Source organism: Collinsella aerofaciens (assembly GCF_015555045.1).
GTDB classification, from domain to species: Bacteria; Actinomycetota; Coriobacteriia; order Coriobacteriales; family Coriobacteriaceae; genus Collinsella; species Collinsella aerofaciens_W.
In genome coordinates this window covers 36,359-58,926 of the sequence record NZ_JADNJQ010000014.1, presented here as the reverse complement: position 1 = coordinate 58,926, position 22,568 = coordinate 36,359, and the positions used below count along the sequence as shown (strand labels likewise).

General features: G+C 58.9%; 23 protein-coding genes and 1 tRNA gene. 21 read left to right on the top strand and 3 right to left on the bottom strand.

Annotated features, from left to right (window positions below):
• The first annotated feature begins 686 nt into the window (after window positions 1–686).
• From I2E45_RS06230 to nagA, 16 genes are all read left to right on the top strand, one after another.
• Entirely contained in the window at window positions 687–1,697 is a 1,011-nt protein-coding gene (locus tag I2E45_RS06230) for a substrate-binding periplasmic protein (protein ID WP_229058864.1), read from the top strand.
• A 317-nt stretch (window positions 1,698–2,014) separates the two neighbouring features.
• Window positions 2,015–2,599 carry a ribosome hibernation-promoting factor, HPF/YfiA family gene (hpf, locus tag I2E45_RS06225; protein WP_006236248.1) on the top strand — a complete coding sequence of 195 codons (585 nt, stop codon included), beginning with the start codon at window positions 2,015–2,017 and terminating at the stop codon, window positions 2,597–2,599.
• A gap of 79 nt (window positions 2,600–2,678) precedes the next feature.
• The gene (locus I2E45_RS06220) at window positions 2,679–3,632 is read left to right on the top strand and encodes a DegV family protein (protein WP_195445052.1); all 954 of its coding nucleotides are present in this window, start codon (window positions 2,679–2,681) and stop codon (window positions 3,630–3,632) included.
• A 98-nt stretch (window positions 3,633–3,730) separates the two neighbouring features.
• Window positions 3,731–4,810, top strand: a complete 1,080-nt coding sequence (locus tag I2E45_RS06215; protein WP_138340216.1) for an NAD(P)-dependent oxidoreductase — start codon at window positions 3,731–3,733, stop codon at window positions 4,808–4,810.
• A 5-nt stretch (window positions 4,811–4,815) separates the two neighbouring features.
• Entirely contained in the window at window positions 4,816–5,244 is a 429-nt protein-coding gene (locus I2E45_RS06210; protein WP_022094617.1) for a hypothetical protein, read from the top strand.
• A 15-nt stretch (window positions 5,245–5,259) separates the two neighbouring features.
• Window positions 5,260–5,958: a hypothetical protein gene (locus tag I2E45_RS06205; protein WP_022094616.1), complete on the top strand. Its 699-nt coding sequence runs from the start codon at window positions 5,260–5,262 to the stop codon at window positions 5,956–5,958.
• 6 nt (window positions 5,959–5,964) lie between these two features.
• Window positions 5,965–7,050 carry an isocitrate/isopropylmalate dehydrogenase family protein gene (locus I2E45_RS06200; RefSeq protein WP_195445049.1) on the top strand — a complete coding sequence of 362 codons (1,086 nt, stop codon included), beginning with the start codon at window positions 5,965–5,967 and terminating at the stop codon, window positions 7,048–7,050.
• Between the two features lie 126 nt (window positions 7,051–7,176).
• Window positions 7,177–8,262, top strand: coding sequence for a hypothetical protein (locus tag I2E45_RS06195; RefSeq protein ID WP_195445047.1), 1,086 nt, complete (start codon window positions 7,177–7,179; stop codon window positions 8,260–8,262).
• Window positions 8,263–8,906: 644 nt separating this feature from the next.
• On the top strand, window positions 8,907–9,350 hold the full coding sequence (locus tag I2E45_RS06190; protein ID WP_022094613.1) for a PTS sugar transporter subunit IIA: 444 nt from the start codon (window positions 8,907–8,909) through the stop codon (window positions 9,348–9,350).
• Window positions 9,350–9,631 (top strand): preprotein translocase subunit YajC, encoded by a 282-nt coding sequence (gene yajC, locus I2E45_RS06185; protein WP_022094612.1) that lies wholly within the window; start codon window positions 9,350–9,352, stop codon window positions 9,629–9,631. Before I2E45_RS06190 ends, yajC begins: the two co-directional genes overlap by 1 nt.
• 36 nt (window positions 9,632–9,667) lie before the next feature.
• Window positions 9,668–10,150, top strand: a complete 483-nt coding sequence (gene agaV / locus I2E45_RS06180; RefSeq protein WP_022094611.1) for a PTS N-acetylgalactosamine transporter subunit IIB — start codon at window positions 9,668–9,670, stop codon at window positions 10,148–10,150.
• Window positions 10,151–10,240: 90 nt separating this feature from the next.
• On the top strand, window positions 10,241–11,041 hold the full coding sequence (locus I2E45_RS06175; RefSeq protein ID WP_022094610.1) for a PTS mannose/fructose/sorbose/N-acetylgalactosamine transporter subunit IIC: 801 nt from the start codon (window positions 10,241–10,243) through the stop codon (window positions 11,039–11,041).
• Window positions 11,031–12,113 carry a PTS system mannose/fructose/sorbose family transporter subunit IID gene (locus I2E45_RS06170; protein WP_055251210.1) on the top strand — a complete coding sequence of 361 codons (1,083 nt, stop codon included), beginning with the start codon at window positions 11,031–11,033 and terminating at the stop codon, window positions 12,111–12,113. The genes I2E45_RS06175 and I2E45_RS06170 overlap by 11 nt, the downstream gene beginning before the upstream one ends.
• Window positions 12,114–12,298: 185 nt before the next feature.
• Window positions 12,299–13,030: a GntR family transcriptional regulator gene (locus I2E45_RS06165; protein ID WP_022094608.1), complete on the top strand. Its 732-nt coding sequence runs from the start codon at window positions 12,299–12,301 to the stop codon at window positions 13,028–13,030.
• 114 nt (window positions 13,031–13,144) lie between these two features.
• Window positions 13,145–14,311, top strand: coding sequence for an SIS domain-containing protein (agaS, locus tag I2E45_RS06160; protein ID WP_035137674.1), 1,167 nt, complete (start codon window positions 13,145–13,147; stop codon window positions 14,309–14,311).
• A 117-nt stretch (window positions 14,312–14,428) separates the two neighbouring features.
• Complete coding sequence (gene nagA / locus I2E45_RS06155) at window positions 14,429–15,598, top strand: N-acetylglucosamine-6-phosphate deacetylase (protein WP_195445044.1); 1,170 nt, start codon at window positions 14,429–14,431, stop codon at window positions 15,596–15,598.
• A 75-nt stretch (window positions 15,599–15,673) separates the two neighbouring features.
• Here nagA and I2E45_RS06150 read toward each other — a convergent pair whose 3' ends face one another.
• On the bottom strand, window positions 15,674–16,258 hold the full coding sequence (locus I2E45_RS06150) for a flavodoxin domain-containing protein (protein ID WP_225093927.1): 585 nt from the start codon (window positions 16,256–16,258) through the stop codon (window positions 15,674–15,676).
• A 156-nt stretch (window positions 16,259–16,414) separates the two neighbouring features.
• On the opposite strand from I2E45_RS06150, the gene I2E45_RS06145 reads away from it, so the two are divergent.
• The 3 genes from I2E45_RS06145 to I2E45_RS06135 all read left to right on the top strand — a co-directional run bounded on the left by I2E45_RS06145 (window position 16,415) and on the right by I2E45_RS06135 (window position 18,969).
• Window positions 16,415–17,296, top strand: a complete 882-nt coding sequence (locus I2E45_RS06145; protein WP_195445042.1) for an aldose 1-epimerase family protein — start codon at window positions 16,415–16,417, stop codon at window positions 17,294–17,296.
• 59 nt (window positions 17,297–17,355) lie between these two features.
• A complete protein-coding gene (locus I2E45_RS06140) occupies window positions 17,356–18,291 on the top strand; it encodes a hexose kinase (protein WP_195445039.1) in 936 nt (311 codons plus the stop codon).
• Between the two features lie 204 nt (window positions 18,292–18,495).
• Complete coding sequence (locus I2E45_RS06135) at window positions 18,496–18,969, top strand: YhcH/YjgK/YiaL family protein (RefSeq protein ID WP_117629886.1); 474 nt, start codon at window positions 18,496–18,498, stop codon at window positions 18,967–18,969.
• Window positions 18,970–19,165: 196 nt separating this feature from the next.
• Here I2E45_RS06135 and I2E45_RS06130 read toward each other — a convergent pair.
• A tRNA-Thr gene (locus I2E45_RS06130) sits at window positions 19,166–19,241 on the bottom strand.
• A gap of 157 nt (window positions 19,242–19,398) precedes the next feature.
• Between I2E45_RS06130 and I2E45_RS06125 the strand changes: the two genes are divergently transcribed.
• The gene (locus I2E45_RS06125; protein WP_195445036.1) at window positions 19,399–19,881 is read left to right on the top strand and encodes a PTS system mannose/fructose/N-acetylgalactosamine-transporter subunit IIB; all 483 of its coding nucleotides are present in this window, start codon (window positions 19,399–19,401) and stop codon (window positions 19,879–19,881) included.
• A gap of 325 nt (window positions 19,882–20,206) precedes the next feature.
• Here the strand turns inward: I2E45_RS06125 and I2E45_RS06120 are convergent, their stop codons facing one another.
• Window positions 20,207–21,259: an aldose epimerase family protein gene (locus I2E45_RS06120; RefSeq protein ID WP_195445034.1), complete on the bottom strand. Its 1,053-nt coding sequence runs from the start codon at window positions 21,257–21,259 to the stop codon at window positions 20,207–20,209.
• A gap of 206 nt (window positions 21,260–21,465) precedes the next feature.
• On the opposite strand from I2E45_RS06120, the gene I2E45_RS06115 reads away from it, so the two are divergent.
• Window positions 21,466–22,230 carry a DeoR/GlpR family DNA-binding transcription regulator gene (locus I2E45_RS06115; RefSeq protein ID WP_271742261.1) on the top strand — a complete coding sequence of 255 codons (765 nt, stop codon included), beginning with the start codon at window positions 21,466–21,468 and terminating at the stop codon, window positions 22,228–22,230.
• Window positions 22,231–22,568 lie beyond the last annotated feature (338 nt).

Here is a 22,568-nt window from a genome sequence, read left to right as displayed (position 1 = left end):
GTCTCAAGAAGGAGTAACATCGGGACTTGCAGCGACGGACCTCAGGACACTCTTACACCACGTCTGCGCGCGCGACCGAGATAATAAACGAATGTGGAATATCTTGGCGCCAAGCGGGCTGTGCGGAACTCAAAAAGGGCTCGTGGGGCGGAAATACGCTGCTACTAAATTGGTAGCAGTACTCATATTTGCCGTTTTTTGCACATGGCACCCTGAGACGGGTGCCCCGGGGCTCCCCGTGGGGGAGCTCCGGGCTTCATGGGGGCACGAATGGTCCGCCCCGACCTGCGAAATCTGTGCTCGCGATGCGAATAACGTCCCTAACCTTAAACTATAGCTTGAACTTAGCTATAATGCGCTACGTTCCTGCCAGGCTGTGGTTGCGGACGGACGAAATGCCCATCCTAGTCCAAGACAGACGCGGTCAAAGGGATCCACGTAAGCGACCGCGTGCGCGCGGCGCGATCATGGCGCGTCCTAGATGTAAGCCGCACCGTCCGTTCTACTTTCTTTGGGGCAATACCGCCTCGCGGGCGAGCGGGCCAGTCGTGAAGGTGGCTGCGGCCTCCCGAGCAAACGCCCCGGTGCGCAAGTGTGGGGTCAAATACCAGGTCAGCTGGTGGGAACAACCCGATATTCCGTGCGGGGCACGGATCGTATACGACACAGAAGGCAGGGTAGTGGACATGGTGAGGGGCAGCTTGATGCATGCGGCTCGGTTAGGTGCTGGGGCCGCGGCGGTCATTGCCGTTTTGGGCCTGAGCGGATGCGCGTTCAATCCACTGTCCACGTTCACGACGCCCACGATCGACCAGATCGAGCGCGAGACCGTTACCCCCACGGTATCGGACAATGCCCTGGTCACGCCGGGAACCCTGACGGTCGCCCTCGATACTTCCGATGCCCCGCAAGCCATGCAGGATGCCGACGGAAACCTCACGGGCTATGCGGTCGATGCCGCTCGTGCCCTCGCGTGCCGCATGGGTCTCAAGGTTGCTTTTGTCGATGCGTCCTCGGCCGATTCCGCGCTCAGCGATAAAAAGGCCGACATCTTTATTGGCGACATCAAGTCTACGGGCGGCGACATCAGCTCGCTTGGCACCTGTCTGTACGATGCTGCCGCCGTGTTCGGCAAGACCAGCGACGGAGAGTCCCCGAGTGTCTCAACCGACACACTCAACACTGCTACCTTGGGCGTTCAGACTTCCTCGGCCTCGCAGGAAGCGCTTGCCAAGCAGAGCATCACGGCCAACCAAAAGACCTTCTCCAACATCAACGAGTGCTTCGAAGCACTCGAGTCGGGCGAGGTCGATTACGTGATCTGTGATTCCACGGCCGGTGGTTACCTCGCGCGCCTGATGAGCCAGATCTCTTACGTCGGCGCGCTCGAGACGCCCTCGACGCTCGGCGTCGCGGGCCTCGCGGCCAACGACGAGCTATGTCGTGCCGTGAGCGATGCTCTCGACGGCATCACGGTCGACGGCACGCTCGAGGCGGTCCACTCCGTCTGGTACGGCACGATACCCTATGACCTCACCACCAAGACGGTCTCGGGCGCCGACGTGCAGCCGACCGACACCGGATCCAGCGAGTCCGCATCCTCCGATTCGAACAGCGAGGGTGCAACCTCCGAGGATAAATCGTCCAGCCAGGAGGGCGCTATCACCGACGACGACATTAACAAGCTCAATAGCTAGTTATTGGTAGGGGTGGCGTCTACCACACATCGAACGAGGCGCTTCTTCACGGTTTCAACACGCATGGCCGGGTCTCCCAAATAGGGGAGCCCGGCTTTTCTATTTTGCTAAAACTAGCAGGTAAAAGCTAATTTCCAGGAGAAAAATTAACTCCGTCGACGCCTTCCTATAGCGCACTTTGTCACGGAAAAGTGCGAGACTTCGGTATGCGGTATCAAGCAGTCGTTATTCGGGTCTTTGGGAATTCGCGTGATTAAATGCACGGCAATGGGTACATAGCCAGTACAGTAAGTCCCCGAGGCAGATTGGAGCCACGTATGGATATCAAGGTTTCTGGACGCAAGACGACGGTAACCGATGCTCTGCGTGCGCATGTGGATGAGAAAATCGGCGAGGCGCTCAAGGTTTTCGACATCGAGCCCATGACAGTCGACGTCGTGCTTCGTTATGAGAAGAACCCCTCGAACCCCAACCCGGCAATCGTCGAGGTCACGGCTCGTGCCCGCGGTTCGGTGATTCGCGTTGCCGAGCACGGCGCAGATATGTATGCTGCCATCGACCTCTCCGCCGATAAGGTCACCCGCCAGCTGCGCAAGTTCAAGACCAAGGTCGTGGACAACCGCCAGGGTGGTGCCAGTGCCGCGGATGTCGCGCCGGTCGAGCGCGTTGAGGATCTGGCCGACCTGCTGCTGCCCGAGGAGGACGACGACCTGCTCGTCCGCGAGAAGGTCATCGATGTCACCCCGATGACCGAGGAGCAGGCGCTGGTGCAGACCGATTTGCTGGGCCACGACTTCTACGTGTTCGAGAACGCGACGACCGGTCTCATCAATGTGGTGTATCACCGTAAGAATGGTGGATATGGCATCATCAAGCCCCGCATCGAAACACTTGACGAGTAAAATACGTTAACTTGCATGAGTTAACGGTTGGCGGCCATCCCATGCGGGTGGCCGCCTTTTTACGTAAGGAGTCGCTTTGATGGACAAGGCCGCATCCGCCGGTCATTCGAACCGTTGCCGCATCGTCGTCGATACCTGCTGCGACTTTAGCCCCGAGGTCGCCGCGAACCTCGATGTCGATATCCTGGGTTTCCCTTTCATTATCGATGGCGAGGAGCGCACAGACGACATCTGGTCGAGCATGAGCCCTAAGGAGTTCTACGACCGCATGCGCGCCGGTGCCCGCGTGTCCACCTCGGCTGTGTCGCTCGGTCGCTATATCGAGTTTTTTACCGAGTGCGCCAAAGAGGGCACGCCCACGGTCTACCTGTGCTTTACCTCGGCGCTGTCGTCGAGCTACAACTCCGCGTGCCAGGCGGCAGATGTCGTGCGCGCCGAGTATCCCAACTTTGAGCTCTACGTGGTCGACAACGCTCTGCCCTGCGCGACCGGTGCGCTCTTGGCGCTCGAGGCCGTGCGCCAGCGTTCGGCGGGACTGACCGCCAAGCAGCTGGTCGATTGGGCAAACGAGGCAAAAACCTACGTGCACGGCCACTTTACGCTCGAGAGCTTCGACGCACTGGCTGCCGGCGGCCGCATTCCTCCCGCGGCGGCGCAGCTCACGGCAAAGCTCGACGTCAAGCCCGAGCTCTCCTACGACCTGGCCGGCTCGCTGTCGCTGATCGGCGTCAACCGCGGCCGCAAGAAGGCGCTCAAGTCCATCCTCAAGTCGTTCCGCGAGAACTACGTGCCCGATCGCACCATGCCCATCGCCATCATGACGGCCGATGCCGAAAAGGATGGTGACTGGCTCGAAGCCGCCATCCGCAAGGAGGAGGGTTGCGCCGACGTCACGATCATTCGCGGCTCCGTGGGTCCCACCATCGGCTCGCACGTGGGCCCCGGCATGGTGGGCTGCGCGTTTTGGGGTAAGAACCGCGCCGACAAGGCGTCGCTTTCCGACCGTATCGCCCGCCGCGTGCGCGGTCAGTAGGCAAGCGCTGCGTCCGTAATCGCCCTCGACTCACAGCCCAAACGCTGGCACCGAGTATTCAACCTGGTAACAACACCCAACCCAAAAGGAAAGGTTTCATGGCAAACAAGCTCTCCGTCGCATTTATCGGCACCGGAATTATGGGTGCCCCCATCGCCGGCCACATTCTGGACGCCGGCTATCCCGTCACGGTCAACAACCGCACCAAGTCCAAGGCGGCGGCGCTTATCGAGCGCGGCGCCGTCTGGGCAGATACGCCGGCCGATGCCGCGGCGAACGCCGATGTCGTCTTTACCATGGTGGGCTATCCCTCCGAGGTCGAGGAACTCTACCTGGCGGGCGACGGCCTGCTCGCGTGCACCAAGCCGGGTGCGGTCTTGATCGACCTCACCACGAGCTCGCCCGAGCTTGCCCGTGACATTGCCGAGGCCGCCCAGGTTTCTGGTCGCATGGCGTTTGACTGCCCCGTCACCGGCGGCGAGTCGGGCGCTATCGCCGGTACGCTCACGGCTATCGTGGGCGCTACCGAGAACGACATCGCGCCGGTCCGCGACATCCTTGCCACCTTTGCGGCCAACATCTGCTGCTTCGACGGCGCCGGCAAGGGCCAGGCTGCCAAGCTCGCCAACCAGGTGTCGCTGGGCGCCTGCATGGTCGGCATGGCAGACGCCATGGCATTTGCCGAGCTGAGCGGCCTCGATTTGGAGAAAACCCGCCAGATGATCTTGGGCGGCACCGGTAAGTCCGGCGCCATGGAGAGCCTGGCGCCTAAGGCGCTCGACGGCGACTACAAGCCCGGCTTTATGGTCGAGCACTTCATCAAGGACCTGCGCTTGGCGCTCGCCTATGCCGACGATCGCGAGCTTGCGCTGCCCGGCGCCGACGTGGCCTTTACGCTCTACGACATGCTCGATGCCATCGGTGGTGCCAAGCTGGGCACCCAGGCCATCACGGTCCTCTATAAGGAGGAGGCCGACGCCATCGCCGCCGGTCTGGACTGGTCGCAGTATCGTCCCGAAGAGCACGGTGCTCACGAGGACGGCTGCGGTTGCGGCGAGCACGGCGACGACCATGAGTGCGGTTGCGGCCACCACCATGGCGAGGACCACGAGTGCTGCGGCGGCCACGGCCATGATGATGGCCACGAGTGCTGCTGCGGCCACCATCACGGGGAGTAGCGCCTATGAGCTGGACGTTCGTGGTGCTTGCGCTGGTGCTCTTTCTCTTCGCGATCTACATTGGCTTTTTGTGCGGCCAGTGGGCGTGCGAAAAGCGCGTCATCACCAAGCGCGACTACTGGATTGCCAACTTTGCGGGAGCGGCGGCAGTCATCCTGCTGACCTGGGTGTTCTCGCTGTTCCCGCTGGTGCAGTTTGCGCCGATCGGCTGGCTCGGCGGCTTTATCGCCGGCCTTAAGATGAGCTTTGGCGAGTCCGTCGGTCCGTGGCGCAAACACGACGAGGTCTTTAACGTTAACAAGGCTCACCGCGCCGCCGCCGACGCGGGCGATGCCGAGGAGCGCCGCCGTGCGCGTCGCAATGGCGCGGCCGACCGACAGCTCATCTCGGTCACCGATGACAGCAAGGGTGCTGACAAGCACGCTAAGAAATAGTAAAAAGAGGTAACTATGGCAGAAAACAAAGACGAACAGCTCACCGACGAGGAGCTGGCACAGCTCCAGCTGGCAGAGGAGAACGAGAACGCCGTCGACCGCCTGGTCCAGGAGCTCGGCTGCCCCACGCGCCGCATCCGTCAGTTTGCCGCCCGCGTGCTGCACCTGCTCGCCGAGCGCGATCCGCAGCGCGTCGTGCCCTGCGTGCCCGCGCTGATCGAGGCGCTCGACCGCCCCGAGGCTCAGACCCGCTGGGAGGCTCTCGATGCCCTGGCGGCGCTCGCCACCACCTGCCCCGAGCAGCTGGGCGATGCCTTTGAGGGCGCCGAGACCGCGCTGTTCGATGAGATTTCGTCCACGCTGCGCTATGCCGCCTTCCGCCTGCTGTGCGTGTGGGGCGCCACGAGCGTCGAGCGTTCGCGCGAGGCTTGGCCCATCCTGGACGAGGCCATCCAGTGCTACCACGGTGACCTCGAGTATCGCGACATGCTCGGTTGCCTGTACGAGTTTGGCCGGGGCGAGATTGACGCCGAGGTCGCCGAGAAGCTCGCGCTGCGCCTTAAGTTCGATGCCGAGAACGGCAAGGGTAGCTATCTCAAGGCCCGTTCGAGCGAGATTTGCGAAATGCTTGTTAAACGTTTTGGCCTGGATCTCTCCAAAAAGAAGAAGCGTGCTAGCGTAAAAAAATCTGACGACGCCGAAGACGAGGAGTAACAGATTATGGCGCACGATGTAGTCCTGATTCCTGGTGACGGTATCGGTCCCGAGATTACGCAGGCTATGCGCCGCGTGGTCGAGGCCACTGGTGTCCAGATCAACTGGAACGTCCAGGAGGCCGGTGCCGGCGTCATGGACGAGTTTGGCACGCCGCTGCCCCAACATGTGCTCGATGCGGTCGCCGAGACCAAGGTTGCTATCAAGGGCCCCATCACCACGCCGGTCGGCACGGGTTTCCGCAGCGTTAACGTCGCCCTGCGCAAGCATTTTGACCTGTACGCCTGCGTGCGCCCCTGCCTGTCGCAGCCGGGCGACGGCTCGCGCTTCCGCGACGTCGACCTGGTTATCGTGCGCGAGAACACCGAGGACCTCTATGCCGGCATCGAGTTCGATGAGGGCGCTGCCGAGGTCGAGGAGCTCTCGCAGCTCGTCGAGCGCTCGGGCCAGAAGACCTTCGCCGCGGATTCCGCCATCTCAATCAAGCCGATTTCCATCGCCAAGAGCCGTCGCATTGTGGAGTACGCTTTTGAGTACGCCCGCCGCTGCGGCCGCAAAAAGGTGACGGCCGTGCATAAGGCCAACATCATGAAGGCGACCGATGGCCTGTTCCTGTGCGTTGCGCGCGAGGTGGCCGCCAACTATCCCGATATCGAGTTCAACGACAAGATTGTCGACGCCACCTGCATGGGCCTGGTCCAGAACCCCAACGACTTCGATGTCCTGGTGCTGCCCAACCTGTACGGTGACATTGTGAGCGACCTGTGCGCCGGTCTGGTAGGTGGACTGGGTATGGCTCCGGGTTCCAACATCGGTGCCGACTGCGCCATCTTCGAGGCGACGCACGGCTCCGCGCCCGATATCGCTGGCCAGGATATCGCTAACCCCACGGCCGAGATTCTGTCCGCGGCTATGATGCTCGATCACCTGGGCGAGAACGACGCGGCCAATCGCATTCGCGCCGCCGTTTCTGCCACGCTCGACGAGGGTGAGCAGGTTACCGGCGACGTTCGTCGTGCCCAGACCGGCTCCGTTGAGGGCGCTGTGGGCACGCAGGCCTTTGCCGATGCCGTTATCGCGCACCTGGCCTAAGGCATGCAGACTGCAAACGCCTAAATAGTACTTAAGTGTTTGCGTATAACCTAAGAATCAATACGCCCGGCGCTCTGTCGGGCGTATTCTATTGAGGACTATGTTTCCTAACAAGGAGTAACCGATATGGGTCTGATTCAAAAGAAGGACGAGAAGGACGAGATCGACGGCATCCAGATCATCGAGCGCGGCGAAGGCCCCGACGGTGACGAGGACGAGAAGATCGACCTGGTCGCCGGCACGTCTGCCGAGCATATTGCCGCCGGCACGACCGCCGAGGAGGAGGACGCTCGCCTGGAGGCAAAGATCGCCGCGGACGCCGCTGACGAGAATCTGATGCCCGAGGAGCAGGATGAGGACAACGACTCCGACTTGGACGACCACGCTTGCAAGCACAAGAAGACGATGATTGCCGCCTTTGTGGTCGCCGTCGTGATCGCTGCCGTGGTCGGCTTCTTTATCGGCAATGGCGGTTTTGGCGGCAAGGGCGTCGGCTCGGCGACCCTGACCGAGGACCAGCTCGATTCGACCGTGGCAAGCTATAGCTACAACGGCAAGAAGAGCGACATCACCGCGCGCGAGGCCATTGAGAGCCAGTACAGCCTCGACACCGTCAAGGATGGCGATGGCAACTACACCGCTCCCTCTGCCGACGTCATCCTGTCCTACGTGCGCAACAAGATCCTGCTCGACGCTGCCGAGGACGAGGGCATCACCGTCTCTTCTAAGGAGATGAAGAAGTACGCCGAGGATTCCATCGGCACTTCGGACTACAAGACCATGGCCACGCAGTATGGCGTGTCCAAGGACCAGGCCAAGCAGATCGTCCGTCAGTCCGCGACGCTGCAGAAGCTCTACAAGAAGAAGGTGGGCGATAGCTCCGCAAGCATGCCGACCGCCCCGACCGAGCCTGCTGACGGCAACGAGGAGACCGCGAGCAAGGACTACGCCGATTACATCATCAAACTTGCCGGCGACGAGTGGGATAGCGAAAAGGGCACCTGGAAGGACGCCGATAGCACCTACGCTAAGGCCTTCGCTGACGATGCCTTTACGGCTGATAGCGCTACCTACAAGCAGGCCATGACCGCCTATTACACCGCCTACCAGCAGTACTCTTCGCAGGCTTCGAGCGCTAGCTCCAAGTGGACCGAGTATGCAAACGGCCTCTACGCCAAGGCCAACATCAGCATCTACGGCCTGTTTGCGTAAGGTTTGCCTGAGCTTTCGAGTGCGAAGCTGAAATATCGATGAAACCCCCTAGAACGGACATCGTTCTAGGGGGTTTTGCGTTGTAGAGCCATCTGCTGAGATTGGGAAGGTAGATTGTGCGATCGCGTAAGCGCTCCATCGTGTTTCCCCGATTCATATGGGAAAATAGCTGCAAACGATTACAAGTAACCGGTGAACGGTCGAAAACTACCGTTCACCGATAATCTCAAAACTGGGTTCTAACTGGTATTAAGTCAAAAAGACCAATTCACATATCTTCACAATGACCTGCAATTTTTCTACACGCTATTTTTAGCTGCCCTGCGTTGTTTAGACACAGGAAAAGTCCCGATCTTTTTCCAAAGCATTTCGAAACGGTTTCAAAACCGCAGGTAGAAGTGTTAACGACCGGTAAACGGTCGAAATATCACCGTGAGCGGTGCAAAAACGTTTTACCGTATGAATCAACGAAAGCGACCTCTTCTGGGGTGATATAGTGACAACAACACGTCACGTGGTTACTACCAGTTTAGAAACCACTGGTCTTCAAAGTACGCTTTCTAAGAAGCTTTAAGGGCGAGCGCCCGCTGGCTTCCGAAAATCATCGGACTCAGATCGTACACACCTTCGGAAGGGAAATTTGAATGGTTGGCTTTATTCTTACCGGTCATGGACAGTTCGCACCCGGCCTCGCAAGCGCTATCGCTATGGTTGCTGGCGACCAGCCCGCTTTTACCGTCGTTCCTTTTGAGGGCGACCAGGCTGCTTCCTACGGTGAGGATCTCCGCGCCGCTATTACCGCCATGCGCGAGGAGTGCGATGGCGTGCTCGTCTTTACCGACCTGCTTGGTGGCACCCCGTTCAACCAGGCGATGATGATTGCCCAGGATGTCGACAACGTCGAGGTTCTGACCGGCACCAACCTTCCCATGGTTATTGAGCTTCTGTTCCTCCGCGGCAACGCCACGCTCGCCGAGCTTGGCGAGCAGGCCGTGACCGTTGGCCAGACGGGCATCACCGCCCAGACGGTCGCATCCGTTGCCGGCTCCGACGAAGAGGATATCTTCGGCGACGAGGACGGCATCTAATGGCCGATTTCGGAGCCAACGTCCTGAGCTCCTCGGTCGCCCTTTTAGGCCTGCTTGTCATCATGGGCTTGATTTACACCATCTGGTCGCAAATCAACATGAAGAAGAAGCAGAAGTACTTCAAGGAGCTGCACACCGAGCTCAAGCCGGGTCAGGAGGTTCTTTTCGCCGGCGGTATCTACGGAACCGTCAAAGGCATCGAAGGCGAGAAGGTCCAGATCAAAGTCCGATCCGGAGCCGTCGTAGATGTTTCGCGTTACGCGATTCAGGAGATTAAGTAACTGTCGTCAGCAAATAACGAAAGGAAGCTGATCAACATGGCAGAACCCAACATTCTTCTTACCCGCATCGATAACCGACTGGTTCATGGTCAGGTTGCCACCCAGTGGAACTCCACTCTGGGCTCCAACCTCATCCTCGTCGCCAACGACGACGTGGCGTCCAACACCATGCGCCAGAACCTCATGAAGATGGCCGCTCCCGCCGGCGTCGCTACGCGTTTCTTCTCCCTGCAGAAGACCATCGACGTCATTGGCAAGGCGAGCCCGCGCCAGAAGATCTTCATCGTGGCCGAAACACCGGAAGACGTGCTTACGCTCGTCAAGGGCGGTGTGCCTATAAAGAAGGTAAACATCGGCAACATGCACATGTCGGAAGGAAAGCGCCAAGTCGCCACCTCCGTCGCAGTTAACGACGAGGATGTCGCTGCGTTTAAAGAGCTGCAGGAATTGGGGGTGGAGTTGGAGATCAGGCGCGTTCCGAGCACGCCTGTTGAGGACACGAGCAAGCTCTTCTCGTAATCCTCGTGATCCACGTTGTCAGGAGTGAAACCCTGACGTTCTGTACGTGATATCCAAAGTGCGTACATTCATTTTGAAAGGAGGAGCAAGATGGAATACTCGATCATCCAGATCGCTCTGGTCTTCGTCGTCACGTTCATCGCGGCAATCGACCAGTTTGACTTCCTCGAGTCTCTCTATCAGCCCATTGTCACCGGCGCCGTCATCGGTCTTATCCTTGGCGACCTCAACACCGGTCTTCTCGTGGGTGGTACCTATCAGCTCATGACGATCGGCAACATGCCGATCGGAGGCGCTCAGCCGCCTAACGCCGTCATCGGCGGCATCATGGCAGCCATTCTCGCTATCGCTACGGGTCTCGAGCCCAACGCGGCAGTCGGCCTTGCCATTCCGTTCGCCCTGCTTGGTCAGCTCGGCGTTACCCTGGTCTTCACGCTTATGTCCCCGCTTATGTCCACGGCCGATAACATGGCTCATAACGCGGACACCAAGGGCATCGAGCGCCTGAACTACTTCGCCATGGCTCTGCTCGGCCTGATCTTCGCTGTCGTCGTCACCCTGTTCTTCATCGCTGGCGCTACCATTGGTCAGACCATCGCTTCCGCCATCCCGACTTGGCTGCAGACCGGTCTGTCCGCTGCAGGCGGCATGATGCGCTTCGTCGGCTTCGCCGTCCTGCTCAAGGTTATGATGAACCGCGATATGTGGGGCTTCTTCCTCATGGGCTTTGGCCTCGCGCTCATCACCGTTGCCAACGATTCGCTGGCAACCCCTGCTCTGCTCATCCTCGCTCTCATCGGCTTCGGCATCGCTTTCTGGGACTTCCAGCAGCAGACCGAGCTGAAGGGTGCAGCTGTTTCTGACGGAGGTGACTTCGAAGATGGCATCTAATGAGTATGTGATCCCGGAGCACTACGAGGATCTCACTCCTGCTCCGCAGCTCGACCAGAAGACCCTCAACAAGATGGCTTGGCGCTCCTGCTTCCTGCAGGCATCGTTCAACTACGAGCGCATGCAGGCCGCTGGCTGGCTCTACTCCATCATCCCCGGTCTGGAGAAGATCCACACCAACAAGAACGACCTCGCGGCTTCCATGAGCCACAACCTGGAGTTCTTCAACACCCACCCGTTCCTTGTCACCTTTGTTATGGGCATCGTGCTTTCGCTCGAGCAGAACAAGGTTGACATCCCCACGATCCGCGCCGTCCGCGTCGCCGCAATGGGCCCGCTCGGTGGTATCGGTGACGCCCTGTTCTGGCTGACGCTCGTGCCTATCACGGCCGGCATCACCTCCAACATGGCCATCAACGGCAACGCCGCTGCACCGATCATCTTCCTGGTGATCTTCAACGTCGTCCAGTTCGCTCTGCGCTTCTGGCTCATGAACTGGTCCTACAAGCTTGGCACCAGCGCTATTGACGCTCTGACCGCCAACATGCAGGCCTTCACGCGTGCCGCTTCCATCATGGGCGTCTTCGTCGTCGGTTGCCTGGTCGTCACCATGGGTGGCACCCAGATCAACCTCCAGATCCCCAACGGCACCACCCGTGGTCTCTCCGCTACTACCGTGATCGTCTCCGAGAAGGAGGCCGAGAACTTCACCGGTATGGAGGGCATCGATACCGAGACCGCTGAGGCCGGTACCATCGCCATGACCGATAAGGACGGCAACGCCCTTACCGCTTCCGATGCCGACGGCAACGCTGTCGAGTGCGGCGTCACCGATCTGGGTAACGGCATGGAGTCCGTGACCTACGGCACCGTTACCGAGGATCCGGTCAACTTCTCTGTTGCCGACACCCTCAACACCATCGTCCCGAAGCTCGTCCCGCTTATGCTTACGCTGCTGCTTTACTACATGTTCGCTAAGCACAGCTGGACCCCGACCAAGGGCATTCTCCTGCTCTTCGTCCTTGGCATCCTGGGCGCTGGCCCGCTTGGTCTCTGGCCGAGCATCTGGTAAGGCTCTAGCTTGAGGGGTGTGTCCCTACGCGGCTCACACCCCGACCCCTTAAGCCATGTGTATGTTAAAAGCCGCGTGCTCGAAAGAGCGCGCGGCTTTTGTTTTCTTAATGATTCGGGTGTGGCAGACAGATAATGCATAACGCCCTAGGTAGTTAGCCGAATTCGAGCAAAAGGGAGGATAGGATGGCGATCGGAGCGCGTAAGCAACCGCTGTACGATCAGCTGGTCGATATTCTGACCGAAAAGATTGACCATGAATATCGCGCCGGTGACATGATTCCTTCCGAGCGCGAACTTTCGGAGCGCTATGGTCTCTCGCGCACTACGGTACGCCTGGCTCTGCAGGAACTGGAGCGTTTAGGACTGGTGGTTCGGCAGCACGGTCGCGGTACCTTTGTGACCGACCGTTCGGCAAAAGCAACCAATCTTATGCAGTCCTACAGCTTTACCGAGCAGATGCGCGCGATGGGTCGAGAACCCGAGACCACGATTCTCGAGTTTTGCGAGATGGAGGCCGATAAGAATCTGGCCGAGCATATGGGATTGCGCATCGGTGATCGCATTTTTAAGCTCAAGCGCCTTCGTTCTGCCGACAACATGCCCATGATGGTCGAACGCAGCTATCTACCGGTTCGTCAATTTCTGTCCCTAAAGCGACCGCTGCTGGAGCGTAAGCCGCTTTACGATGTGATTGAGCAGGACTTTCAGCAAAAGATTCGCGTGGCCGAAGAGGAGTTCTATGCGAGCATAGCCCGTCCCACCGATGCCCACCTTTTGGGAATTGTCGAGGGCTCGCCTGTGCTCGATTTGGTCAGGACTACGTATAACGAGTCAAACGAGGTAGTGGAGTACACACTCTCGGTTGCTCGTGCCGATCAGTTCAAATACAAGGTTTACCACCAGCGCAGTAACTAGTGCTCGCATCGTTTCCATATGGTGATTCTTTGCATTTAACTGGTTACTACCAGATAACCAACCGAAGTGTATAATTGCACGTCAGAGGATTACTTCTAGAGAGAGGTATTAGAAATGTTCGAGAAGAGTGTCGAGGAGCTCACCGAGCTCGGCGCCCAGATCACCACGGCCGAGATTGCTCAGCAGCCCGAGCTTTGGCGTGATACGCTCAACATCTATCGCGAGAACAAGGAGGCCATCGAGGCCTTCCTGGCCGAGGCTCGCGCTATGGGCGAGGGTCGTCTGTCCGTTGTCTTCACCGGTGCCGGTACGTCCGACTACGTTGGCGATACCTGCGCCCCGTACCTGCGTCACGCTGGCAACACTGATCTCTACGACTTTAAGCCCATCGCCACGACCGACATCGTGAGCGCCCCGCGCGACTTCCTGCGCGCCGAGGATCCCACGCTCGTGGTTTCCTTTGCCCGCTCTGGCAACAGCCCCGAGAGCCTTGCCGCCGTTGCCGTTGCCAAGGAGCTCGTCCACAACGTCAAGTTCCTCAACATCACCTGCGCTCCCGAGGGCAAGCTTGCCGTCGAGTCTGCCGATGATCCCAATGCGCTGACGCTGCTCATCCCGCGCGCCAACGACAAGGGCTTCGCCATGACCGGTTCTTATTCCTGCATGACCCTGCTCTCCACCCTTATTTTCGACACTGCCTCTGACGAGCAGAAGGCCGAGTGGGTCGAGACCATCGCCAAGATGGGCGAGGAGGTCATCTCCCGTGAGCCCGAAATCGCCGATTACCTGGCTGGCGACTTCAACCGCGTGACCTACTTGGGTTCTGGCTCCTTCGGTGGCCTTGCTCAGGAGAGCCAGCTCAAGATCCTCGAGCTCGCTCACGGTCTGGTCGCTACTTCCTACGACACCTCCATGGGCTATCGTCACGGACCTAAGTCCTTCGTCGACGATAAGACGCTCGTCTTCGTGTTCGTCAACAACGACGCCTACACCCGTCAGTACGACATCGACATCCTCAACGAGATCGGTGGCGACGAGATCGCTCAGCACACCATCGCCGTTCAGCAGGAAGGTGCCACCGTCTATGAGGGTGAGTCCTTCACCTTTAAGGGCTACGAGGCACTTCCCGAGGGTTACCTTGCTCTGCCGTTCGTGATGTTTGCCCAGGCTATCAGCCTGCTCAACTCCGTCCGCGTGGGCAACACGCCCGATACGCCGAGCCCCACCGGCACGGTCAACCGCGTGGTTAAGGGCGTGACGATTCACCCCTTCACCGCTTAATCGCGTCCCCCTGTAAGGGCGCCCGTCCGCTCATAACGGCGGGCGGGCGCTTTTTGTTTTACGTGAGCTGGGTATAAGCATTACCACAGTCAACTGCTTTAGAAGCGAGGAGTGCATATGAGCACGTACGCAATTAAGGCTGACAAGTTCTTCTTGCCGGCAGGCCCGCAACTGGGCGGCTATCTTATGGTCGAGGATGGCGTTTTTGGCGCCTGGCAGGCCGACGAGCCCTCTTGCGAGATTAAGGACTACACGGGATCGTGGATCGCACCGGGTATGGTCGATACTCACATCCATGGCTTCTACAACCACTCAACTACCGATAACGATCCCGAGGGCATCGATATCAGCTCAACCGAGCTCGCCCGTCGCGGTACCACCAGCTGGCTGCCCACGACGTTCACCGATGGCGTCGAACAGATCAAGGACGCCTGCGCTGCTATCGCCAAGGCGGACGAGGGCCGCGGCCCCGACTTCTGCGGTGCCCGCATTCAGGGCATCTACCTGGAGGGCCCCTTCTTTACCATGAAGCACGTGGGCGCGCAGAACCCCGCTTACCTGATTGACCCCTCCGAGGAGGTTTTCGACCAGTGGCAGGAGGCTGCGGGCGGTCGCATCGTTAAGAGCGCCATGGCCGCCGAGCGCGACGGTGCCGCTGCTTATGCGGCTGCTCTGAACGCCAAGGGCGTGGTGACCAGCATCGGTCACTCCGACGCCACCTACGATGAGTGCATCGCCGCTATCAATGCCGGTGCCAGCTGCTTTACGCATACCTATAACGGCCAGCGCGGTCTGCATCACCGTGAGCCCGGTGTCGTGGGTGCTGCCATGTCCACGCCCGAGACCTACGCCGAGATCATCTGTGACGGCAAGCACGTAAACCCTGCCGCCATCAAGGCACTGCTGCAGGCAAAGGGCTGGCAGCACACGGTGCTCATCACCGACTGCCTGGGCTGCGGCGGCATGCCCGAGGGCAGCTACACCAGTGGTGGCATGGACGTCATCATGAAGGACAACCTGTGCTGGCTCGCCGACGGCAAAAGCATTGCCGGCTCGGTGCTCACGCTTGCCCAGGGCGTCAAGAACATTGTCGATTGGGGCATCGCCAGCGCTGATATCGCCATTCGCATGGCAACCGAGGTGCCGGCTCGCTCTACGCACATCGAGGATAAGTGCGGCAGCATCATGCCGGGTCGCGACGCCGACTTTGTCGTGTTCGACCATGAGCTCACCCTCGTCGAGACGTATGTTGGCGGCCAGAGCGTCGGCAACGCCTTTACCGATTAACGATAGAAAAAGACGGCGGGCCCGAATCTGCTCGGACCCGCCGTATGGGTTAAACGCTCAAAAGCACCTTAACAGTTACAGCTTGTTAACGATCTTCTTTGCCGTGCGCTTGACGCCGGCCACAAGACCCCCCGCGGGATGCTCCTTTTCGTATGCTAGACGCTTCTCGCGCTTGGCGTACTCTTCGACGATGATGTCGCCATACTCGTCTTCGATCTTGTCGAAGAAGTCGACGGCGCCCTTAATTTCCTCAGCGGTCGGGTGTCCCTTCTGGACGCCGCCGGTGAGTTTGAACGGCCCCCACGTATCAAAGCCGGGACAGCCGTAGACGCCCATAAAGATGGCCTGCCTCATGCGGCAGATGCCATCGATATCCTTGCCGTACCACTTGTTTTTGCCACCGTAGGTCATAAGGCCAAACACCTTGTCCTGCGGCTGCAGCACGTTCGTGAGCACGCGTGCCATGTCCTTGTCGATCTCGGAGTAATAGATGCCCGTGGCGACACCGATCAGATGGTATTCGTGCAGGTCGGGGTACTCGTTTTTACCGAGTGACTTCACGTCGAGGGTATCGATCTCGGGGTGCGCCTCGACGATGGCGTCCACGAGCTTTTTCGTATTGCCGTGGTGGTGTGAGGCATAAAGGATGATGGTTCGCATAAGAAGGCCTTTCAGCTGTAATTGCATCAATGTCTGTATGGTACCCCGTTGAATGGCTGGGAAACCGGACGCATCGATGAACGTGCGGGTTTGTCCTTTGGTCAGGGCCGAGACGGGTTCTTGCGAGCAAAAAGCAGTTGTTCGAAAGGATGGACAATGGAATACGCTCTCTCCAACGATTCGATTTCTATCAAGGTCTCCACGGCCGGTGGTTCGTTTACCTCGATTGAGGCTGGAGGTCGCGAGTACTTGTGGCAGGGCGATCCCGCCGTGTGGTCCGGCCAGGCACCGATTTGCTTCCCGATTTGCGGAGGTTTGCGCGATAACAGCGCCATGACGTTTGCCGGACATCATGTGAAGCTCGCCCGCCATGGGTTTGCGCGCAAACAGGAGTGGAAGCTGCTGAGCCAGAGCGAGAACGAGCTGGCGATGTGCCTGGCTTCGGAGGATAACGCCGCGCTGCTGAGCGATTATCCGTATCCGTTTAAGCTTGTCGCCCGCTATACGCTCGAGGACGCCGCCGTGCGCGTCTCCTATGAGGTTACCAACGAGGGCACCGAGGACATGCCTTTCTTTATCGGTGGACACCCCGGCTTTAGGTGCCCGCTCGATGAGGGCGAGGCCTATACGGACTACGAGTTGCGTTTTGAGAAAGACGAGGCTGCTGAGCTTTGCACTGCCGTCCCCTCGACTGGCTTGATTGACGTGACCAACCGCTCCAAGAACCCCATGGTGGGAAAGACGCTGCCTCTGTCACATGAGCTCTTCGATTTTGCGGAGACCATCTTTGACGTGCTCGAGAGCCGTCAGGTCACGCTTTCCAAAAAGGGCGAGGACAAGGGTGTTCGCCTGAGCTTTGAGGGCTTCCCGTACCTCATTGTGTGGAGCAAGCCCGAGGGTGATTTTGTGGCAGTTGAGCCCTGGGGCGGTCTTTCGACCTGCTCCGATGAGGACGACGTGCTTGAGCACAAGCGCGGCTGCCTTATCGCCAAGCCCAAAGAAACCATCGTGCGCTCGTTCACAATCGAGATTCTGTAGTCGCATGTAGCCAATTCGTTTTGCAAGGCATAAGGAGCCTGCGAGATAAGGAGCTAGAAATGATCCTCACCGTTACGATGAACCCGTCCGTCGATACGCGCTATCAGCTCGATGAGCTCATTATCGACGACGTCAACCGCGTGACGCCCGAAAAGACCGCCGGCGGTAAGGGCCTCAACGTGGCCCGCGTCCTGGGCCAGCTGGGCGACGATGTCGTGGCAACCGGCTTGCTTGGTGGTCATATGGGCGCCTATATGGCCGAGCTCATGGATGCCAATGGCATTAAGAATGATTTTGTGCCCATCAAGGGCGAGACCCGCATCTGCCTCAACATCCTTCATGCTGGCAACCAGACCGAGCTGCTCGAGAGCGGCCCGACGATTGCCCCCGAGGAGCTCGATGCCTTTACCGCCAAGTTTACCGAGCTTGCGGGTAAGGCCGATGTCGTTACCATCTCGGGTTCGCTGCCCCGCGGCGTCGAGGCGGACTACTACGCCAAGATCACGGGCATTGCCGAGAACGCCGGCGCCAAGGTGCTGCTCGATACCTCGGGTGCTTCGCTCGAGGTCGCCCTTAAGTCCGAAATTAAGCCCGAGCTGGTCAAGCCTAACCTGACCGAGATCAACGGCCTTCTGGGCACGAGCTTTACCACCGACGATGTGGACGAGCTCCGCGCCGCGCTCGCTTCTGACGCCCGCTTCTCCGATATCCCCTGGGTCGTCGTGTCCATGGGCGCTGCCGGCTCCGTGGGCTTCCACAATGGCCGTGCGTTCCGCGCGAAGACGCCCGATATCCCTGCCGTTAACGCCACGGGCTCTGGCGATTCGACCATTGCCGGCTTCGCACATGCGATTGCTGCTGGCGCGGATGACGAGACGGTCCTGCGTACCGCCAACACCTGCGGCAAGCTCAATGCCATGGATCCCATGACTGGCCACTTGGTTATGGATCGTTGGGACGAGGTTTACAACGGCGTTGTCGTGACCGAGCTGTAGGAGCTTGTGCAGCGGCCTCGGCATCGGTTGTTTGCTTGTGGTTGGAGCCGACGACAAGTGCAGTAGCATTATGCCGGGGCGCGACGCCGACACTGTCGTGTTCAATCCCGACCTTACCCTGGTCGAGACGCATGTGGGTGGCAACAGCGTCGGTAATGCGTTTGCCGAGTAGCCGCCAAAGAAACGATCCGAGAGGGGATTTAGATGATTTACGGTGCATTGGGCGATATCGAGGAGTACCGTGGAATGCTCAAGGGCCTCGACGTGCTGATCGATTGGCTCGAGGAGAACGATCCGGCGAAGCTCGAGGTCGGCAGCCATCCGATTCTGGGCGACAAGGTCTTTGCGAACGTCATGGCTCCCACGACGCGTCCCGAAGCCGAGGCTCACTATGAGACGCATCAGCGCTATCACGACCTGCAGATCGACGTCGAGGGTCGCGAGGCCTTTAAGGTTGCCACGGGCAGCCTGACGCTGGTCCAGGAGTTCGACGAGAAGGACGACTACGATCTGGTCGATTCCGACGCCTCGATCGCCGGCGATCTTGCTGACGACAAGTTTGCGCTGTTTGTTGCCGGCGAGCCTCACATGCCCACGCTCGAGTTCCCGGGCGATGGCGCGCAGCCGGTCAAGAAGATTTGCTTTAAGCTGCTTGCAGATGCTTACTGGGAAGAGTAACGAACTGCTCGTGAGCTAGCGTGATTTCCCTTGGGGAACGCGTTTGAGCCCCGCTGATCGCGGTCCCCTTGGGGATTGCGGTTGGCGGGGCTTGTTGTTGAGTAGGGGAGTTGCCGACGGCGTTGTGCTTGGATTGGCGGATGCGCGCTCGAAATCGGCAACAAAAAAGCCGCCCGAAGGCGACTATCTTGTGCAATGGAGCCAGCGACCGGGCTCGAACCGGTGACCCCCGCTTTACGAGAGCGGTGCTCTACCAACTGAGCTACGCTGGCGGCCATGTAATGACGCAACTGAGGCGTCAACGGCTGTCTATGATACGGGACATCGCAAATCCGCGCAAGTGTTCTGACGGCTTTTCTCACTTTAAATGCACTAATATTGGAGACGTGATGTCTTGCTCTTACGGGTCTCAAACAGAATGGGGTGGCGATGGCTCAACCCAAGATTCTTCTCACACGCATCGATGACCGGTTTATTTACGGGCAAGACGTTGAGCCGTGGAACGAAGTCGTGGGTTCCAACCTTGTTTTAATCGTCAACGATGAGATTGCGGCTGATTCGCGCAAGTGGGCCCCTATGAGGGTGGCGACACCCGAGGGTGTCTGGACGCGGTTTTTCTCGGTGCAAAGGACTGTCGACATCATTCATACCGCAACGCCGCGCCAATGGATTCTCATCATGGTGGCGTCGCCCACGGATGCACTCGCGCTGGTTAAGGGTGGAGTGCCGATCACCAAGATCAGCATTGGCCATATGCAGGCAGGGGAGGGCAAGCGCCCCATAACGCCCGCGGTTGCCGTGAGCGACGCAGACGTTGCTGCCCTCAAAGAACTGCAGGCGCTCGGCATAGAGCTAGAAATCCGCTATCTCCCCAGTTCCGCCCCCGACCCCATCGGCAATCTGTTCAACTGATCCCTTGGGGACGGAGGAAAACGGATCATTTTGCCCTTGCGAGGGACGCGGCGATGCCGCCTGTCAAAAACTATGTCCGTTTACTACGTTTGATCGGCTATCGCCGAGCATGTCGAATTTGGGTAAAACAAAACCGCAGGTAGACGGCTCGCGAATTTAACAAAAACCGGTGCATGGTCGAGCATCCTGGGCTAAACGTAGTAAATGGGCATAGTTTTGATATGTCACTCATACAGTCACAGCGAAAATGAGCCCAAAAGATGAAAAAGCGCCCGTCGGCGGTGGTGCCGGCGGGCGCTGCTGTGCGATATGTCGCGTTGTGGGCTTAGTGCCTCATAAAGTGATATTCGATCACATTGCTGTAGGGGTGACCCGGGCCCACAATGCCCTGCGGGAACAGCGGCTGGTGCGGCGTGTCGGGGTACATCTCTGCCTCGAGGGCAAATCCGGCGCCCCAGCCATAGTTGGCATCGTCCTTGGCATGCTCGTCGCCCAGCCAGTTGCCGGTGTAGAGCTGCACGCCCGGGGCGGTGGTGTAGTAGTCCAGTTCGCGGCCGGTCCACATCTCCTCAACATGCATCGCGCGGCGCAGATTACGGCCGTACTGATAGCCATCGATGCACAGACAGTGATCGTAGCCACGGGCCTGCTTAATCTGCGGGTCGTCGGCTTCCATGCCAGGCGCGACGGGGCGCAGCTCGCGGAAGTCAAACGGCGTTCCCTCGACCGGAGCGATTTCGCCGGTGGGGATATTCTGCTCGTTAATGGGCAGGTAGTGAGCAGCGTTAGCAACAAAGAAGTGCTCGCAGTCCATGCCGGCGTTATGGCCGGCAAGGTTAAAGTACGTGTGGTTGGTCATGGACACGTAGGTGGCGCGGTCGCTCTCGCAACCATACTCGATGCGGAAGACGCCGGTGCGCGTAACGGTAAAGACAGCCGTAAAGGTTCGGTTGCCGGGCAGGCCCAGCTCGCCATCCTTAAGCGAGGTGGTCATGCGCACGGCGTTGTGAGTCTCGTCGAGCTCAACGTCCCATACGCGCTTGTGCAGACCATGCTCAAGATCGCTGTGCAGGTTGTTGACGCCTTCGTTGGCCGGCATGTGCCAGTCCGTGCCGTCGATGGTGATCGTGGCACCCGCGGTGCGGTTTGCCACGGGACCGATGGTCGCGCCAAAGCAGGCGGGGTTGTCAAAGTAATCCTCGAGCTTATCGAAGCCCAGCACAACATCGCGCACGTTGCCGGGAATATCGGGCACATCGATACCCAGCACGGTGGCGCCATAGTCCATAATGCGAACGCAGATCTCGGGCCCGTTGAGGGTGTAACGATGAACGGAGGTACCGCACGGCGCGGTGCCGAAAAGCTCGGAAGTGATCATTTGGTTCCTAACATCGAGGTATTTCGGACAAACTGTAGCGCGAACAGGCGAGATTATCACTACACCCCACTAAAGCAGGGGGTATTTTTCCCAAAAAAGTGATGATTGGAGCTGTGCGGGCGTTGATTTTTGACGCGCGCGAGTCTGATACAATTTGTTCGTTACTGTTTGAATGATATGCGCGCAAAGAACGGCGAGGATTCATCGTGATTAAGGCAGAACGACAGGATAAGGTTCGTCAGCTGCTCGAAGAGCAGGGCACGGTCTCGGTCAAGGAGATTTCGGATGCGCTGGGCGTTTCGGATATGACGATTCGCCGCGACCTTGAGGAACTTGCGAGCCTGGGCGAGATCGAGCGCGTGCACGGCGGCGCCCGTAGTGCACAGGGACGTCCCCACGCTATGTTGCGCCATGAGTATTCGCACAGCGAAAAGCGCACTAAGCATGCCGAGGAAAAGATGCAGATCGCGCGCCGCGCTGTGGAGCTTATCGAGGAGGGCTCGACCATCTTTTTGGGTACGGGCACCACGGTTGAGCAGATGGCTTCGATGCTGCCGGCATTTCGCCTGCGCATCGTGACTAACTCGCTTTCGGTGTTTAACCTGCTCGAGGCGCGCGAAGATTGCGACCTGTGCCTCGTGGGTGGTATGTACCGTCGCCGCACCGCCGCTTTTGTGGGACCAACGGCCGAGGATACCCTGCGTGCACTGGGTATCGACGCGGCGTTTATCGGTGCCAACGGCATTCTGGATGGCGATGTGTCTACGTCCAATATGGACGAGGGCCGTATCCAGCAGCTCGCCTTTAGCAAGGCCGACTCACGCTATCTGATCGCCGATTCCAGCAAGATCGGCAAGCGCGACTTCTACACCTTTTGTCGCTTGGACAGCCTGGATGCCGTGGTGTGCGAACCGGGTATCGCCGCCGAGAATCGTGCCGCCATCGAGGAACACACGCAGGTCATCTGCTAGCTAACGCTATGGGATTGCCAACAGGCGATGCGGGAGGACTTTTACCTCCTGTCATTGTGGGGAATCAACGCGTGAGCGCTACGCGATATGACGCGTAAATGAGGACTCCACTATCAAATTGTCTCAACCTGTAACAGGTAGGGGTGAAATCGCCAACCAGATGTTACAGATTGAGATTGAGAGGATTGTCCTGTGTATTTGTCTCAATCTGTAACAACTAGGATCCAAAAACTCGACTAGGTGTTACAGATTGAGATTTTGTCTACCCAGCCATCGTCTTTGTCTCGATCTGTAACAGTTAGACGGCTAAAAGCGAGTCAGATGTTACAGATCTAGAT

Coding starts and splice junctions, on each gene's coding strand:
- I2E45_RS06230 (WP_229058864.1), top strand. CDS start 687: ATGGTGAGGGGCAGCTTGATGCATGCGGCTCGGTTAGGTGCTGGGGCC.
- hpf (WP_006236248.1), top strand. CDS start 2,015: ATGGATATCAAGGTTTCTGGACGCAAGACGACGGTAACCGATGCTCTG.
- I2E45_RS06220 (WP_195445052.1), top strand. CDS start 2,679: ATGGACAAGGCCGCATCCGCCGGTCATTCGAACCGTTGCCGCATCGTC.
- I2E45_RS06215 (WP_138340216.1), top strand. CDS start 3,731: ATGGCAAACAAGCTCTCCGTCGCATTTATCGGCACCGGAATTATGGGT.
- I2E45_RS06210 (WP_022094617.1), top strand. CDS start 4,816: ATGAGCTGGACGTTCGTGGTGCTTGCGCTGGTGCTCTTTCTCTTCGCG.
- I2E45_RS06205 (WP_022094616.1), top strand. CDS start 5,260: ATGGCAGAAAACAAAGACGAACAGCTCACCGACGAGGAGCTGGCACAG.
- I2E45_RS06200 (WP_195445049.1), top strand. CDS start 5,965: ATGGCGCACGATGTAGTCCTGATTCCTGGTGACGGTATCGGTCCCGAG.
- I2E45_RS06195 (WP_195445047.1), top strand. CDS start 7,177: ATGGGTCTGATTCAAAAGAAGGACGAGAAGGACGAGATCGACGGCATC.
- I2E45_RS06190 (WP_022094613.1), top strand. CDS start 8,907: ATGGTTGGCTTTATTCTTACCGGTCATGGACAGTTCGCACCCGGCCTC.
- yajC (WP_022094612.1), top strand. CDS start 9,350: ATGGCCGATTTCGGAGCCAACGTCCTGAGCTCCTCGGTCGCCCTTTTA.
- agaV (WP_022094611.1), top strand. CDS start 9,668: ATGGCAGAACCCAACATTCTTCTTACCCGCATCGATAACCGACTGGTT.
- I2E45_RS06175 (WP_022094610.1), top strand. CDS start 10,241: ATGGAATACTCGATCATCCAGATCGCTCTGGTCTTCGTCGTCACGTTC.
- I2E45_RS06170 (WP_055251210.1), top strand. CDS start 11,031: ATGGCATCTAATGAGTATGTGATCCCGGAGCACTACGAGGATCTCACT.
- I2E45_RS06165 (WP_022094608.1), top strand. CDS start 12,299: ATGGCGATCGGAGCGCGTAAGCAACCGCTGTACGATCAGCTGGTCGAT.
- agaS (WP_035137674.1), top strand. CDS start 13,145: ATGTTCGAGAAGAGTGTCGAGGAGCTCACCGAGCTCGGCGCCCAGATC.
- nagA (WP_195445044.1), top strand. CDS start 14,429: ATGAGCACGTACGCAATTAAGGCTGACAAGTTCTTCTTGCCGGCAGGC.
- I2E45_RS06150 (WP_225093927.1), bottom strand. CDS start 16,258: ATGCGAACCATCATCCTTTATGCCTCACACCACCACGGCAATACGAAA.
- I2E45_RS06145 (WP_195445042.1), top strand. CDS start 16,415: ATGGAATACGCTCTCTCCAACGATTCGATTTCTATCAAGGTCTCCACG.
- I2E45_RS06140 (WP_195445039.1), top strand. CDS start 17,356: ATGATCCTCACCGTTACGATGAACCCGTCCGTCGATACGCGCTATCAG.
- I2E45_RS06135 (WP_117629886.1), top strand. CDS start 18,496: ATGATTTACGGTGCATTGGGCGATATCGAGGAGTACCGTGGAATGCTC.
- I2E45_RS06125 (WP_195445036.1), top strand. CDS start 19,399: ATGGCTCAACCCAAGATTCTTCTCACACGCATCGATGACCGGTTTATT.
- I2E45_RS06120 (WP_195445034.1), bottom strand. CDS start 21,259: ATGATCACTTCCGAGCTTTTCGGCACCGCGCCGTGCGGTACCTCCGTT.